Origin of the sequence: Streptomyces nojiriensis (assembly GCF_017639205.1) — a bacterium.
Lineage (GTDB): Bacteria > Actinomycetota > Actinomycetes > Streptomycetales > Streptomycetaceae > Streptomyces > Streptomyces nojiriensis.
On sequence record NZ_CP071139.1, the window covers coordinates 1238384 to 1253421 of the forward strand.

Sequence of the window (15038 nt, forward strand, 5' to 3'; positions counted from 1 at the left end):
GCTGCCGCGGGAAAGTTACCAGCGGGTCGCTTCCGGGGGAAGCCGAACGCGGGGACGCTTTCCGACGCCGATGACCCGCGGCCGGCCCGCACGGCGCCGGCCCGCACGGCGCCGGTCCGTCCCGGTCCGCCCCGGACGGCACCCGCCGAATTCGGCCGGTCGACGCCCGATCACACACCGTCACCCTGCCGAAACGGCCCCGCGCGGGGCCGCGCCCCTCTACCGTGCCCTGAGGTGATGTGGCACGGCACCGGAGGGCGGGGCGGATGGACGACGACGAAGACATGCGGCTGGCGGGGATGACGCCGGAGATCTCCCGCCGCACCCTCACCCTGCTGCGCGGTCTGGCGGGCCTCGAACCGCCCGAGCAGGTCCCCGAGGAGGCCATGGTCGTGGCCGACGCGGTCCTCGCCGAGCACGGCACCGACGGGCTCCGGGTGCTGGTGATGACACTGGCGGCCTGGGCGACGGCGCAGATCGAGAACGTCGCCGAGCTGAGCGGACGCAGCCACGAGGCCGTCCTCGACGCGATGGAGCTGGCCTGCCTGGAGGCGAACGCCGAGGACACCCCCTGAGGCGCAGAGGGGCTCCCGAGCCCCGTTCCCGCACCGGCGCGGAAGAAACCCCGTCCGGTCCGGCCGCGATACGGCGGGCTTCGGCGACACTGGGAGAGCAGGAGCGTCGTGGGGGGTCGTGATCGGAGGCCGTCGTGAGCACACCTTCCCCCATCCGGATCGCCGCCGTCCTGTCCACCGAGCACCGTGGACGGCTGATGTCGCAGGCCCGTGAGGTGAACTTCCCGGAGAGCGCGCGCATCTTCGACGAGGGCACGCGGGCGGATTCCTTCTGGATCGTGCGTTCCGGCACCGTGACCCTGGAGATCCCCGTCGCCGGCCGCCGGCCCGCGCCCGTGGAGAGCCTCGGCCCCGGTGAGCTGGTGGGCTGGTCCTGGCTGTTCCCGCCGTACGTGTGGCAGCTCGGCGCGGAGGCGATGACACCGGTACGGGCGTACGAGTTCGACGCCGCGACCGTGCGGATGCTGATGGACGCCGATCCCACCTTCGGCTCCGCGATCGGGCACTGGGTCGGGCGCGTCCTCGCGATGCGCCTCCAGCAGACCCGCACCCGCCTGCTGGAGCTGTACGCACCCCGCCTCAGCAGCACCGCCTGATCGGCGACACCCGCTAGTCACGCACGCCCGCCGTCTCGACCGCCCTGCGCCGCAGGCACAGCGCGGCCGGGACGACTGCGGAGACCACCGCCACGGCCGCGCAGGCGCCGGACGTCGTACCGAGGGCGCCCCACGGGACCACCAGGGCGCTCCTGACGTCCAGGAGGCCCAGTGCCGCCCGGACGCCGGCCAGGTTCAGTACGGCGACCAGGGTTCCGGTGACCGTGCCGACGAGGACGACCAGCAGGGACTCCCCCGCCACCAGCCGCAGGACCTGCCGGCGGGTGGCTCCGGCCAGGCGCAGCACCGCGAAGTCGCGGGCCCGGTCCGAGGTGGCCATGACCAGGGTGCCGGCGAGCGCGATCCCCGTGTAGAGCAGGGCGATGCCGAGGACCAGCAGGAAGCCGGTCCGGGTGGTGCGTGCGGTCCCGGGCCGGTTCTCGGCCACCCACCGGTCCTTGGTCAGGACGCGGCCCCCGGCCTGCCGGGCGGCCTCGGCCAGCGCGGCGCCGACCGCAGCGCCGTCCGCGCCCGGGGCGAGGCGTACGTCGATCCGGTCCACCGTCGCGCCGGGGGCGTTGGCGGGGGTGACGTAGGCCCCGTTGCCGCCGGTGCCGACGCTCATCACGGCGGCGATCCGCAGGGTCCTGCGGGTGCCGTCGCCGAGCCACACCTCGACGGTGGATCCGACGGTGTGCCGCTCCCATTCCGCGGTGACGATGATCGAGTCGTCGTCGAGGTCGGTGACCGAACCGGCCGTCAGGGGCAGTCGGGCGGTCCGGGCGAGGGCCTCGGGGTCCGCGGCGCGGGCGTCGGAGCGGATCAGCGCCGTGCCCTCCTCCAGCACGTGGACGGCGGTCGCCGCGGTGGCGGAGATCTCCGTTCCGGGCACGGCCCGGATCCGCTCGACCGCGGCCGGATCGAACCCGCCCGGGCCGGCCGTGACGACGTGGTCGGCGGTGGTCAGCCGCCGGATCTCGGCGGCCTCGGCCCCGTTCAGCGTGGCGGTGGTGCCCAGCAGGGATCCGGCGAGGGCCACGGTGACCAGGACGGGGGCGGCGACGGCCGCCGTACGGCGGATGCCGGCCGCCGCGTTCTCCCGGATCAGCATCCCGCCGGCGCCCGGCAGCCGGGCGGGGAGCCAGGCGATCAGCCGGACCAGCGGCCGTACCAGGACCGGCGACAGCAGCGCGAAGGCGACGATGAACAGCATCGGGCGGCTGGTGTAGGTCTTGCGGTGGAGCAGGTCCGACGGGTCGGTCAGCAGGGAGTGGGCGAGGGTGCCGAGGCCCGCCAGCAGCAGTCCGGCGCCGAGGATCCAGCGGCCCGGGGTCATGGTCCGCGTCTCGTGGGCGGCTTCGCGCAGTGCCTCGCAGGGGGCGACCCGGCCCGCCCGCCAGGAGGCGGCGACGACTCCCGCGAGGGCGACGAGCAGCCCGGCCCAGAAGGCCGCGTGGAAGGGCCAGGTGGCGTCGCCGACGGCGAACCAGCGGGGTGCGAAGCCCTCGTCCACCAGGTACGAGACGAGCACGGGCGCCCCGTAGGCCCCGAGCAGGCAGCCTGTGGCCGAGGCCACCGCGCCGAGCAGCAGCGCCTCGGCGGCCACCGTGCGGCGGATCCGGCCCGGGGTGGCGCCTGCCGCGCGCAGCAGGGCGAACTCCTTGCGGCGCCGGGCGACCGCGAACGCGAAGGTGGACGCGACGACGAACACCGAGACGAAGCCGGTGACGCCGCCCGCGGTGCCGAGTGCGGCGTTCACGGCGAGCAGGGCCTCGCTGTCGCGCTCGGGGTCGGGGTCGGCGTGGCGGCGGTCCCGGCCGGTCAGGACCCGTACGTCGGCGTCCCGGCCCGGGAGTGCACGTACGGCCTCCCCTACGGCGTCCTGCACGGCGGTCGGGTCGGCGGCGACGACGAGTTGGTCGACGACGGGCGAGAGCCGGGCGGCGCGGGCGTCGGTCCAGAACACGGCGTCCTCGAAGCCGCGGTCGGCGACGGTGCCGACCACGGTCACGGAGCCGTGGTCGGTGCCGATCCGGGCCCCTGGCCGGGCCCAGCCGGTGGTGACGACCTCGCCGTCGGAGCGCGGGGAGCGGCCCGCGTCGAGGGTGTACGGGGCGAAGGCGGCGACCGACCAGGGATGGCCGACCAGTTGCTCCGGCCCGCCCTCGGCGCGGACGGGGAAGGACCGGTCCTCGGTGGTCGGGCCGAGGGCGGCCAGCCGCCGGGCGAGCTCGGGGGTGACGGGCCGGGGGTGGGCGAGCCTGCCGGTGCGTTCCCCGCCCGGGACGGGGACGCGCAGCACGTCGTCTCCCCTGACGACGACGGGGGCCTGGGCGAACCGCTCCGGGAGGCGCTGCGGGGCCTCCAGAGTGGCGGCGAGCCCGAGGCCCATGGTGGCGATGAGGCCGACGCCGAGGGCCAGGGCCACGAAGCTTCCGACGAAGGTGACCCAGCGGTCGCGCGCGGAGCGCAGGGCGATGGTCAGCACGGCGCTCCCTCCAGCGCGGTCATGCGGGCGGCGATGTCCTGGGCGCCCACGCCCCGGAGTTCACCGTTCACCCGGCCGTCGGCGAGGAAGACCACGCGGTCCGCGTACGAGGCGGCCACGGGGTCGTGGGTGACCATGACGACGGTCTGGCGTTCGGTGTCGACCATGGCCCGGAGCAGGGCGAGCACCTCCCGGCCGGTCTGCGAGTCCAGGGCGCCGGTGGGTTCGTCGCCGAAGAGCACCTCGGGGCGGGTGATCAGGGCGCGGGCCAGGGCCACGCGCTGCTGCTGCCCGCCGGACAGCTGCGCGGGCCGGTGCCGGGCCCGGTCGCCGAGGCCCACCCGGGCCAGGACTTCGCGGACCTCGGCCCTGGCGGGGCGGCGGCCGGCCAGCCGCAGCGGCAGGGCGACGTTCTGTTCGGCGGTCAGGGCGGGCAGCAGGTTGAAGGCCTGGAAGACGAAGCCGATGCGGTCGCGGCGCAGCAGGGTCAGCCGGGTCTCGCCGAGCCCGCCGAGTTCGGTGCCGCCCACGCGCACGCTGCCGGAGGTGGGCCGGTCCAGTCCTGCCGCGCACTGCAGCAGGGTGGACTTGCCGGAGCCGGAGGGGCCCATGACGGCGGTGAAGGTGCCCCGGGGGACGTCGAGGGACACCCGGTCGAGGGCGGTGACCACCCGGTCGCCCGCGCCGAAGACCCGGGTGACGTCCTTGAGTTGGATCGCGTCGTTTTCCATGACCCCAGCCAACCGTCGCGGGCGGCGCGGCACAGCGGGCCCAGACCGTGTCCCCGGGGTGGGGCCGGGCCTACCCCCGGAGGGGGTCCAGACCCCGTCCGGGCAGATCACAGGCGTGCCGCGGCAGGTTTCGCGGAGGTGTCCCGGTCGGTGTTCGGCCGATTCGGCGGCCCGCTCCCGCACAGGTCAGCCCGCCCGCACGGCTGCTGTCTGCAGTCATTCGTACACGATCGGTGACGAGAAATGGGGGTCCGAACGGGCGTTCACGGCTCGGGTCGGCAAGACTGCGTCCGCTATCCGAAACATCAACCCAAGGGAGTGTTCGAAATGCGGTCCATCGCAAAGGGTCTCGGGCTCGGTTCCGCCGCCATGGCGCTCACCGCGCTCACCGCGCTGGCCTGGCCGGGTACGGCCGGAGCCGCACCGACCGGTACGGCGAGCCTGTACGCGCCGTCCGCGCTGGTGCTCAGCGTGACGGCCGGGCCCGATGCCGAAACGGGCACGGTCCTGCGCGCGGTGACCCTCGTCTGCTCGCCCACGCCGGGCGGGACGCACCCGAACCCGGCCGCGGCGTGCGCCGAGTTACGTGCGAACGGCTCGCAGCTCGACCCGCTCGCCGCACCGGCCGCCGACGCGGTCTGTACCAGGGAGTGGAACCCGATGACGGTGACGGCCGTCGGGGTGTGGCAGGGCCGTCGGCTCAGCTACTCGTACACCTTCGCCAATCCGTGCGGCCTGCGGCACACCTCCGGCACGCTGTTCGGTTTCTGATCCCTCGTGAAGCGGTGGGCCGGGCGGCGCCGTGCGACCGCCGCCCGGCCCGGCCGACACAGGTGGTGCCACCGCTGCCGCCGACGCGGCCGGATCCTCAGCCCAGTTCGAGGCTGGTCACCCCGAAGAGCTCCGTCAGGGCGAGGTCCGGGGCCGGACCGGTGTACATCCGGGCGGTCTCGAAGGCCGGGACCAGGCCGAGGCGTTCGAAGAGCGCGGCGGCCGCCGGGTTGGCGTCCGGTACGTCCACGGACACCAGCCCGTCGGGGGTGTGCCGGGCCAGCCCCCGCAGCAGGGCCGCCGCCACCGCCGGGGTGGCCGCGTAGAGCGGGCCGATCCGGTGGGCGGCACTGGAGGGGCGGATCACGCCGAGGCCCTCGATGCGGCCGTCCCGGACGGCGGCCAGCGCGGTGCGGCCGGGCAGCCCGGTCCAGGCCGACAGGAAGGCGTCCCGCGGCGCGGGGAAGAACCGCCGGTCGTAGGCGGCGAGCCGGCCGAAGGGCAGGGTGCCCGCGTCCACGATCTCGACCGCGCCGTCGTCGTCCCCCTGCGGGACGCCCTCGTAGCGGAAGTTGTTCCAGGCCCATCGGAAGCCTGATTTACGGTAGTTGGCCTGCTGGTCGACGACCCCGTCCAGGCCCACGAGCCGCCCGTCGAGCCGTTCCATCCCGGCGTGCCACAGCCGGATGCCGTACCCCTGGCCGCGGACGGCCGGCCGGGCGATGTAGAAGCCGATGAAGCCGAAGCCGCCGCCGTACCGCACGGCGGAGATACAGGCCACCGGCTCGCCGTCCAGCCGCCCGACGAGGAAGCCCTCCGGGTCGGCGACCGCGAAGGCGAACCGGTCCGAGTCCCCCGGATTCCAGCCCTCCTCGTCGGCCCAGTCGCGGATCAGCCTCATGTCGGCGGCGCTCGCACCGGTGATCTCGAATCCCGTCATGCCGGTGTTGTACCAGACGGGGCCGGTGCGTGCAGCGGTGCCTGATCGGCCGTCAGGAGGCGGACGAACGCGGCCTGATCGGCCTCCCGGTGGAGGTCGCTGACCTGCCCGTCCCCTACTTCGACGACCCGCCAGACCCCGTCCGCGCGCAGCGCGAGGTCGGTGGTCACGAAGGGGCAGCCGAGCGCCTCGACGGCCGCCCGGACCGGTTCGAGGGCCGGTTCGAGGGCCGGTTCGAACGGCGCTTCCGGTACCTCGGCGACCGGGCTGTCGGGGTGGGCGGTGACCAGCCGGGGCGCTCCGTCCCGCCACCACACCCGTACCTCCGCGGCCGCCGCCCGCGGCGTGACGAAGTGCTCGAAGGCCCGCACCACCACCCCGCCGGCCAGGAACTCCCCCTGCAGTTCGACGAAGCGGGCGACGACGCGGTGCAGCGCGGCCGGGTCGGCGAGGTCGGGCGCGTAGCAGGCCTCGTCCCACTCGTGCTTGCGGGACTTCACGTAGTCCTTGACGACGGCGGCTCCCGGCGGCAGGCCCGCCGCGAGGGCCGCGAGCCCCTCCGGGTCCGGGACCTCCCCCGGCCCCGCCGGCAACCAGCCGCTGACCGGGGTCAGGCCCGCGAAGGTCTCGTACCAGCCGGGGAGTTCGTGCGCCCGGCGGTACGCCTCGGGGGTGACGGCCAGCTCGCCACCGCGCCGGCGCAGGGCCGCGTCCAGTGCGGCGTAGTGACCCGAGGGGATCATCCAGCCCCGGTACCAGACGGCTCCCGTCCCCTCCGGCACGCGCGCGACGGCCCGTTCGGCGTCCCCGGCGAGCAGCGCGTCGTGGTCGATGAGCAGGGCCGTTCCCCCGGCGGCCCGCAACTGCCGGGCCTCCGCCGCGAAGTGGGCGTCGGCCCGGCGCTCGTTCAACGGGTCGCGGCAGTAGAGGACGGTGGTGGTGGTCGCGGTTGTCGTAGCCATGCGCCCACCCTATGAACAGCCCCGTCGGTCACCGTACGGATTTCAGCCCGCGCAGATCACGTCGTCGAGCCGGATGGGGTTGGAGTCCAGACGTACGTACGCGGTGAAGGTGTCGGTGGTGCCGGCGGCCCAGTGGGTGGTCACGGTGGCCCAGCCCACCGAGGCGGTCTTCGCGACGGTGACCGGGCCGATGCTGATGTCCTGCGGCTCGTCGTGGGCGCAGAGCAGGACGTCGACCTCCTCATTGAGCTGCTGTCTCTCCTTGAGGATCTGCGAGACCTGGTTCTCCCGGTCCTGCTCGGAGGGACCGTGGTCACCGTAGAAACCGATGAGGAACTCGCTGATCTGGGCAGCGGTGTGCCCTCTCCCCGCGACGGCGGCGGGCGCGGCGAGGGCGGGAACGGACGGCATGACCGGTAGCACGAGCAGGGTCAGCAGCAGGGCACCGAGGCGGTACGGCTTGAGCATCATGTCCGGTCTTGTACCCGCCGGGCCGGTGGATCGGGAGGGCGGGGCCCGGATCTCACTCCTGTGGGGGTCGGGATTCACCGCAGAAACGACCCTCCGGCCGGTGCGCGGAAATTTGCTCGCGGGCGGCCCGCCCCCGTACGTAAGGTCGATGCATGGGGAAGCCACTTGTCGCAGTGTTCAGCGGGGCCGGGATGTCCACCGACTCCGGAATTCCGGACTACCGGGGGCCCCAGGGCCTGTGGCGGCAGGATCCCGACGCCGAGAAGCTCGTGACGTACTCGTACTACATGGCCGATCCGGAGATCCGGCGCCGCTCCTGGCTGATGCGCGCCGAGATCGGCGCGCTCGGAGCACGGCCGAACGCCGCGCACCTGGCCGTGGCGGAGCTGGAACGCGGTGGCACCCCGGTGCGGGTGATCACCCAGAACGTGGACGGGCTGCACCAGCTCGCCGGGATGCCCGACCGCAAGGTGTTCGAGCTGCACGGCAGCGCCCGGTCGGTGGTGTGCACGGCCTGCCACGCCCGGTCGGGCATGGACGAGGCGCTGGCCCGGGTGGCCGCCGGGGAGCCGGATCCCGCCTGCCTGGTGTGCGGCGGGATCCTCAAGTCGGCGACCGTGATGTTCGGCCAGCGGCTCGACCCCGAGGTGCTGGCGCAGGCGGTCGCCGTGGCCAAGGGATGCCAGGTGTTCATCGCCGTCGGGTCGAGCCTGCAGGTGCAGCCGGCCGCGTCGCTCGCCGGGATGGCCGCGGAGGCCGGAGCCCGGCTGATCATCTTGAACGCGGAGGAGACCCCGTACGACCCGCTGGCCGACGAGATCGTCCGCGAGCCGATCGGCACCGCCCTGCCGGCCCTGCTGACCAGACTCACCGCGCCCCGGCCCTGACCTAGGGGGCGTCCGCCGCCCGGCGCATTTCCGCCACGTCCAGCTTCTTCATCCGCATCATGGCGGCGGTGGCCCGGGCGGCCCGCCCGGGGTCCGGGTCGGCGATCAGGTCGATGGCTCCCGGCGGGATGACCTGCCAGGACACACCGAACTTGTCCTTGACCCAGCCGCAGACGCCCTCCTCGCCGCCGTCGCCGGTCAGCGCGTCCCAGTAGTAGTCCGCCTCGGCCTCGTCGGAGCAGCGGATCTGGAAGGAGATCGCCTCGGTGAAGGGGAACTGCGGGCCGCCGTTGAGGCCGATGAACTGCTGGCCGTTGATCTCGAACTCCACGACCATCACGGAGCCGGCCTCCCCGGGCCCCGCCTCCGTGTACCGGCCGATCCGGCCGATCTTGCCGTCCTTGAAGACGGACAGGTAGTGGTCGGCGGCCGCTTCCGCGTTGCCGTCGAACCACAGACACGTGGTGAATCCGTTGCCGCTCATCTCTGCCTCCGGGCCGGTGGGGGGACAGTGGACACCGTCCCTCACATACAGACCGGCCCCGGACCCGAAATTCATCGGTGGGTCCGGGGCCGGTCCGCATTCAGCCGGTAATTCGCCCGTTCGGCCTACTTGGCGGGCTCCGCGCCCATCGCGAGCATGCGCTCGACGACGCGCTCGGCGGCGTTGCCCTCGTCCAGGTCGCAGAACTCGGCGCGGAACGCCGCCCGCGCCTCGGCGTACTGCGCCCCGACCGCGTCCGCGTCGCGCACGGCCTCGATCAGGCTCGCCGAGTCCGCCAGCAGCGGTCCGGGCGCCTTCTCCTCCAGGTCGAAGTTGAAGCCGCGCAGCGTGCCGCGGTAGTGCTCCAGGTCGTACGTGAAGAGCAGGATCGGCCGGTCGGTGTGCGCGAAGTCGAACATCGCGGAGGAGTAGTCCGAGATCAGCACGTCGGCGACCAGCAGCAGGTCGGTCGCGTCGGGCCAGCGGGACACGTCGACGACGAATCCGTCGCGGACGCCGTCGCGGACCTGCTCCGTCACGTGGTGGTGGCTACGGATCAGCAGGACGTGGTCCTCGCCCAGCTCACGGCGCGCCTGGTCCAGGTCGATCCGCAGATCGAGCTTGTAGCCGCCCGAGAAGCCCTCGTTGTTCTCGCGCCACGTGGGCATGTAGAGGACGACCTTCTTGCCCTCGGGCAGGCCGAGCCGGCGCCGGACCTCCGCGATCCGCTGCGCGTCGGGCCGCACCAGCGCGTCCGTACGCGGGCTGCCGGCCTCGATGACCTCGCCGTCGTAGCCGAGGGCGCGCTTGAGGAGGGGCGTGGCGTACGAGCTCGGGGAGGCGAGCAGGGTCCACTGGGCGCTGTCGTGCTCCAGCCCCTCCAGGATCTCCGGGCTCGTGTAGTAGTCGTGCACGAAGTCGTGGCCGATCTCCTTGATCGGCGTGCCGTGCCACGTCTGTACGACGACCTGGCCGGCGCGGCGCTCGAAGCGCTGCGGCACGTTGTCGTTGGTCACGTAGTAACGGGCCCGGGCCAGCACCTCCCACGACTCCACGCTGTTGTACTGCACGGCGCGGGCGGTCTCCGGGACCTCGGTGTGGCCGTCGCGGACCAGCCAGACGTGCTCCAGCTTCTCGCCGCGGCGCACCAGTTCCTCGTGGATGGCGCGCGGCGAGTCGCCGGAGCTCTGCCCCTGGAAGGTGTCGTAGACGACGATGTCCTTGACCGGCAGGGCGCGCTGCGCCGGGTAGGTCTCGAAGCGGGCGACGCGCTGCGCGTAGTTGGAGCGGTCGTGCGGGCTGATCAGCGGGTCGGCGACCAGCACCATGCGGTCGTGGAAGCGGGTCTCGACCCGCATCCGGCGGCCCTGCACGGTGAGCGGGTGCGGCCCGGCGAAGAGCAGGCCGGGGCCCATCTGTACGGGTGCGCCGCGGTCGACACCGAGCAGTCCGGCGGTGGTTCCGCCCTGGGCGGCCGGGCGCAGCGTGGGCCACCAGCGGCCCTCGGGGAGCGTGGTGCGGCCTGCGTACGCCTCGGGGAGCACGGGCCGGAAGACGGCCTCGAAGGCGTCCCCGTCGCGGGTGACGGGGTAGCTGAACTCCACGCCGTGCGCGTTGTGCAGGACCAGCTCGTACGCCTCGTCGGTCGGTGCGACGAAGCGGCCCCGCAGGGTGAGGGTGCCGTCCTCGGCGGTGACCTCGTCGACCAGCGGCGGGGAGGGCTGCACCGAGAGGGTCAGGTGTCCGGTGTTGCCGCGCTTGGCGAAGAGGGAGCGGCCGCTGTCCTCACCGGGCAGGGGCAGGACCAGGCCGTCGAATCCACCGCGCTCGTCGTGGACCATGCGGTGCTCGGTGCCGTCGGGGCCGATGACGGAGAGGCTCCAGGGCTCGGGGGCCCACTCGCCGGGCTCGCACTCGGCGTCCGGTACGGCGGCCAGGTCGGCCAGCGGTACGCGGGCGGTGAACGAGGCACGGCCGGCGCCGGACGCCGCGCTCTCCAGCGGGAAGGAGAGGACGGTGCCCGTGGTGACGTGGACGGCCCGCAGCGCGGTGGATCCGACTGCCTCGGCGGAGAGTTCGCCGGCGATCTCGACGGCGTCGTCACCCGCGGCGTGGACGTCCAGGGCGCGGGCACGGACGACCTCCACCTGGATGGTGAGGGCGCCGGAGACGTTCGGGACGATCCGGACATCGGGGGACACCCAGTGCGGGGGCGGGTTCTGGCCGGTGTCGTTCTCCCCGCCGCGCAGGCGGGCGCGGTGCAGGCCCCCGGCCCCGGTGACGGCGATGGACGTGGTCCATATGCCCTGGTTCCACTTGCCGCCCGACTGGAAGATCGAGGGGTCGACGACGGCGGTGAAACCGGCCCAGTCGGCGTGCCGCAGGGCGAGGTGCGGGGCCTTCACCGTGGCCATCGGGGAGGCGACGGTACGGGTGCTGACGACGGAGCGCTTGCGCTTGTTGCCCTCGCGGAAGACGAGCATCTTGCGGGAACCGAGGCGGCTCTCCGCACCGAGGTGACCGGGGAGGGCGTAGCCGCGCAGCAGCAGCTTGCCGTCGGCCCAGGCCGCCTGCTCCAGGCGGCTGACGACGCGGCGCTCGCGCGGGCCGAGGGTGAGGATCTTGGCCGGGACCGGCGGACGGCCCTGCAGGAAGGGGTAGTCCGCCTGCGGGCGGGCGAGGCCCTTGACCGGCACGCTGTAGCTGTAGTCGCGCTGGTGGTGCTGGAGCGCGATGAAGTCCTCGACGCGGCCTTCGCCGGCCAGGTACGCCTTGAGGCGGTCGGCGACGGTCAGGTCGGACCAGGGGCCGGTGCCGATCTCGCGGACGAGACCGCCGACCTCCTTGACGAACGCGGCGCGGAACTCGGGGCCGCCCTCGCCGACGTACTTGTAGATGAGCGGGAGTTCCTCGCTCAGCACGTTGTGGTCGTAGTCGCGCAGGTAACGGGCGTACTTGGCGCCCTGCTTGGCCTTGAGCGACTCACGGACCAGGCGTACGGACTTCACGCGGTCGATGAGGGAGATCGGGTCGGTGGAGCGCTGGGTGATGGAGCGCTCGCCGGTCTCGCGGACGCGCCAGTGGTAGACGCAGTCGCTGAGGATGTCGACGCTGGACGCGAAGTAGTGCGCGGGGATGCTGACCGGGGCGTCCTCGTAGAGGATGCCCTCCGGGTACTGGAAGCCGTGCCGGTCCCAGAAGCTGCGCCGGTAGACCTTGTTCCACGCGGTGCGGTCGGTGACCAGCGCCGGGAACTTCGAGATGTGGGTCTTCAGCTGGGTGCGGGCGAAGGCGGCCCGGTGTCCCCAGGACTGCTGCATGCCGACCGAGCGGAAGCGCTTCACGTTACCGCCCGCGAAGTCCGAACCCGTCTCGTCGAGCGCCTCTATGAGCCGCTGGTACGCGTAGTCGGGCATGGTGTCGTCACTGTCGACGAAGGCCAGGTACTCGCTGTCCTTGTCGGCGTGGCGGGCGCCCACGTTGCGGGCCGCACCGAGGCCTGCGTTGTCCTGCATCACGACACGGAAGCGCTTGTCCTTGGCGGCGAACGCCTTGGCTATGACGGCACTCGTATCCGTGGACCCGTCGTCCACGAGAATGACTTCGAAGTCTTCGAAGGTCTGGGATGCGATGGATTCCAGGCACTCGTCGAGGTAGAGCTCGACGTTGTAGACGGGGACGACGATGCTCAGGCGCGGCGGCATGGGTGGCGGTTTCTCCAGCGTTTTATGCTTTGTCGATGATCAGCTGCTCACAGCATCCTACTCTGTAACAGAGTCATAAACTCCACCCATATGGGGCATACGCAGCAAGCCGCCAGGGCGGACGGCAAAGAATTCAGCCGTCCGCCACTTCGGCGATGCGGTTGGAGGCGGCCTGACCGTGCCCGGCGGGGGCGGTCAGACCTCCAGGTCTGCTTCGATCTTCTTCAGTTGATGCCGGGCCATCGCGAGGTTGGCCCGCCCCTTGTCGAGGGCCAGGTAGAGGAAGAAGCCCGTGGAACCGCGGGCCTTCATCAGCCGGATCAGGTGGTACTGGCTGCCGAGGGTGATGAGGATGTCCTCGATCTCGTCCTTGAGGCCGAGCATCTCCATCGTGCGGACCTTGGCGCGCACGACGTCCGTGTTGCCCGCCGCCGCGACCGCGAGGTCGAGGTCCTTGCCGCCCCCGATCGTGCCGAGGGCCATACCACTGCCGTAGTCGACGAGCGCTGCACCGATCGCGCCTTCGATCGTGGTGGTGGCTTCCTTGAGTGCGGTCTCCACATTGACCATGAGAGGGTCCTCTTTCTCTTTCCACTGTGACTGGGACGTGCTGGGAATGTGACTGGCTGTAGCTGGGTATAGCTGTGGCGGCACGTGCCGGACGGGTCAGGCCCTGCCGCCGGCCGGAACGCGAATCACCCGGATGGGACTCCGGGGCCCCGTCGCCCGAGGGTGTGGTCGATCAGTTCTGCTATCCGGAGACTGGAGCGCCGGGCCTCGAGGTGGAGGCGTCCGACGTTGACGCGCGGCTCGGCGGTCAGGGTGAGGACCGCCGCCAGGCCCGCCGCGTAGGTGGCGACGTATCCGTCCTCACCGCGCACGAGCAGTTCGCGGAAGGCGCCCTGACCGGTGCAGTCGCTGAGTCGCTGGGCCACCCCGAGGGCGGCGGCGGTCAGGGCCGCGATGGACTCCGCCTCGGCGGCGGCACTGTCCTGGGCGAGCACGAAACCGTCGGCGCTCGCGGCGAGGGCACCGGTGAGCTGGGGTACCCGGGCCCGCAGCCTGCGGAGCTCGGCGAGTATCTCGGCCTCCGTCTCGGGGGGCACCGTACTCATGTCGGCCTTTCTCCTTTCGGGCTGCCTACGCTCGGAGCGGTCGGCGCGGAGGGCCGGTCGCAGCGGGAGCCTCACAGACTTGCCTCCAGTGCGTCGCGTAACCGGCGGAGCAGCGCCACGTCCGGGGATTGGGCCTCGGTCATCCAGTCGGGCAGGGGCGCCACGGCCGGCGGCGGGGCCGGGGTGTGCGGGGTCTCGACCAGTCCGGCCGCCGCGAGGCGCCGTACGTCGAGCAGGGTGTGGAAAGCGGGCCGGCCCAGGACCCACGCGAGGTCGGCCGGGGTGCGCAGGCCGTCGGCCTGGCCCAGCAGGGTCCGCTGCCGGGAGGTGATCGTCTGGCCCGGCGCGGCCGCCCGGGGTACCACCGGGGAGGTGTCCAGCAGGGGGTACGGCCAGACCGCGTCGAGCAGGTCCCGACGGCGCCGGGTCTCCCGTTCGACGGCGGCGGCGGGAACGGAACGGACGGAGCCGATCCAGTGGGTGGCCCCGCGGCGGAAGCGGGAGGGCCCGCTGCCCGGGGAGAGTGCGAAGAAGGCGGCGTCGAATATCGCGGCGAGGTGGCATATCTCCAGCTCCCCGTCGGCGAGCCCGCCGCTGTCCACGAGGAAGCGGGCGACCTGGCGGCGGGCACCGGCCCGGTCCACGGCCTCGCGCCAGCGCTCGGGCGCGAGGCCGCCGCCGGTGGTGAGCAGTACGTCGAGACCGGGGGTGGCCGGGCTCTCCGCGTGCACGATGCGGCCGTCCTCCAGGAAGAGGGTGCCGCGGTCGCGGAGCAGGGCGCCGGTGGCCCGCTCCGCGGCGAGTCGGGTGAGAAGGGGGGAGACTGCGGCGAAGGCGTTCGCGGCCGTGGCGGTGGCCGGGGTGGTCATCTGAGTACCAGCCCCTCCGCCAGGGCACGGAGCCTGTGGCGCGCGAGGGCGAGATTGCCGTCGACGCGGTCGAGCCACAGGTGCAGGAATACGCTGCTGTCGAAGCTCGTCTCGACGAAGCGCAGTACGTGGTATCCAGTGCGGGTGGTGACGATCAGATCCTCGACAGGCGGGCCGGCCGGTAAGCCGGCGGACGAACCGGCGGAGGGAACGGCTCCGCCACCGTGTGCCGGGTCCGTCTCCGCCGGGGCGAAGGACTCGTACTCGGCTGCCGCCCGGGCCAGTTCGGCGGTCTCGGCGGCGGTGGTCTCGTGGTCACCCACGGGCGACTCCCCCGCGGTGCCGAGGGCCAGTCCGCTGCTCCAGTCGACCAGCGCGGCCCCACGCGCACCAGGCAGGGCCATGGCTTCGAGCAGGCATTCGTCGATCCCGGGCACGCGGGCTC

15 protein-coding genes are annotated in these 15038 nt (G+C 72.9%); 4 read left to right on the forward strand and 11 right to left on the reverse strand.

Annotation, left to right across the window (positions count from 1 at the left end):
• Nucleotides 1-266: 266 nt before the first annotated feature.
• Complete coding sequence (locus tag JYK04_RS06045; protein ID WP_189742644.1) at nt 267-575, forward strand: hypothetical protein; 309 nt, start codon at nt 267-269, stop codon at nt 573-575.
• Between the two features lie 134 nt (nt 576-709).
• Nucleotides 710-1171 (forward strand): Crp/Fnr family transcriptional regulator, encoded by a 462-nt coding sequence (locus tag JYK04_RS06050; protein ID WP_189742646.1) that lies wholly within the window; start codon nt 710-712, stop codon nt 1169-1171.
• A gap of 13 nt (nt 1172-1184) precedes the next feature.
• Here the strand turns inward: JYK04_RS06050 and JYK04_RS06055 are convergent, their stop codons facing one another.
• The gene (locus tag JYK04_RS06055) at nt 1185-3659 is read right to left on the reverse strand and encodes an ABC transporter permease (protein WP_189742648.1); all 2475 of its coding nucleotides are present in this window, start codon (nt 3657-3659) and stop codon (nt 1185-1187) included.
• The gene (locus JYK04_RS06060; protein WP_189742650.1) at nt 3653-4390 is read right to left on the reverse strand and encodes an ABC transporter ATP-binding protein; all 738 of its coding nucleotides are present in this window, start codon (nt 4388-4390) and stop codon (nt 3653-3655) included. Before JYK04_RS06060 ends, JYK04_RS06055 begins: the two co-directional genes overlap by 7 nt.
• 327 nt (nt 4391-4717) lie before the next feature.
• Between JYK04_RS06060 and JYK04_RS06065 the strand changes: the two genes are divergently transcribed.
• On the forward strand, nt 4718-5161 hold the full coding sequence (locus JYK04_RS06065) for an SSI family serine proteinase inhibitor (RefSeq protein ID WP_189742652.1): 444 nt from the start codon (nt 4718-4720) through the stop codon (nt 5159-5161).
• A 97-nt stretch (nt 5162-5258) separates the two neighbouring features.
• Here JYK04_RS06065 and JYK04_RS06070 read toward each other — a convergent pair whose 3' ends face one another.
• From JYK04_RS06070 to JYK04_RS06080, 3 genes are read right to left on the reverse strand one after another with little or no spacing between them, the layout of a single operon-like run.
• Complete coding sequence (locus JYK04_RS06070; protein WP_189742654.1) at nt 5259-6101, reverse strand: GNAT family N-acetyltransferase; 843 nt, start codon at nt 6099-6101, stop codon at nt 5259-5261.
• Nucleotides 6098-7063, reverse strand: a complete 966-nt coding sequence (locus JYK04_RS06075) for an ATP-grasp domain-containing protein (protein ID WP_189742656.1) — start codon at nt 7061-7063, stop codon at nt 6098-6100. The genes JYK04_RS06070 and JYK04_RS06075 overlap by 4 nt, the downstream gene beginning before the upstream one ends.
• A 42-nt stretch (nt 7064-7105) precedes the next feature.
• Nucleotides 7106-7534, reverse strand: coding sequence for a hypothetical protein (locus JYK04_RS06080; protein WP_229876298.1), 429 nt, complete (start codon nt 7532-7534; stop codon nt 7106-7108).
• A gap of 152 nt (nt 7535-7686) precedes the next feature.
• Here JYK04_RS06080 and JYK04_RS06085 point away from each other — a divergent pair, with 152 nt between their 5' ends.
• Nucleotides 7687-8421 carry an SIR2 family NAD-dependent protein deacylase gene (locus JYK04_RS06085; RefSeq protein ID WP_189742658.1) on the forward strand — a complete coding sequence of 245 codons (735 nt, stop codon included), beginning with the start codon at nt 7687-7689 and terminating at the stop codon, nt 8419-8421.
• Nucleotide 8422: 1 nt separating this feature from the next.
• On the opposite strand, the gene JYK04_RS06090 is transcribed toward JYK04_RS06085, so the two are convergent.
• The 6 genes from JYK04_RS06090 to JYK04_RS06115 form a co-directional block, all read right to left on the reverse strand.
• Entirely contained in the window at nt 8423-8905 is a 483-nt protein-coding gene (locus JYK04_RS06090; protein WP_189742660.1) for a VOC family protein, read from the reverse strand.
• 125 nt (nt 8906-9030) lie between these two features.
• On the reverse strand, nt 9031-12609 hold the full coding sequence (locus JYK04_RS06095) for a bifunctional glycosyltransferase/CDP-glycerol:glycerophosphate glycerophosphotransferase (protein ID WP_189742662.1): 3579 nt from the start codon (nt 12607-12609) through the stop codon (nt 9031-9033).
• 195 nt (nt 12610-12804) lie between these two features.
• Nucleotides 12805-13179, reverse strand: coding sequence for a hypothetical protein (locus JYK04_RS06100; protein WP_150255694.1), 375 nt, complete (start codon nt 13177-13179; stop codon nt 12805-12807).
• A gap of 125 nt (nt 13180-13304) precedes the next feature.
• Nucleotides 13305-13724, reverse strand: coding sequence for a roadblock/LC7 domain-containing protein (locus JYK04_RS06105; RefSeq protein WP_189742664.1), 420 nt, complete (start codon nt 13722-13724; stop codon nt 13305-13307).
• 71 nt (nt 13725-13795) lie between these two features.
• Entirely contained in the window at nt 13796-14593 is a 798-nt protein-coding gene (locus tag JYK04_RS06110) for a transcriptional regulator (protein WP_189742666.1), read from the reverse strand.
• Nucleotides 14590-15030: a hypothetical protein gene (locus JYK04_RS06115; RefSeq protein ID WP_189742668.1), complete on the reverse strand. Its 441-nt coding sequence runs from the start codon at nt 15028-15030 to the stop codon at nt 14590-14592. The genes JYK04_RS06110 and JYK04_RS06115 overlap by 4 nt, the downstream gene beginning before the upstream one ends.
• Nucleotides 15031-15038: the final 8 nt, after the last annotated feature.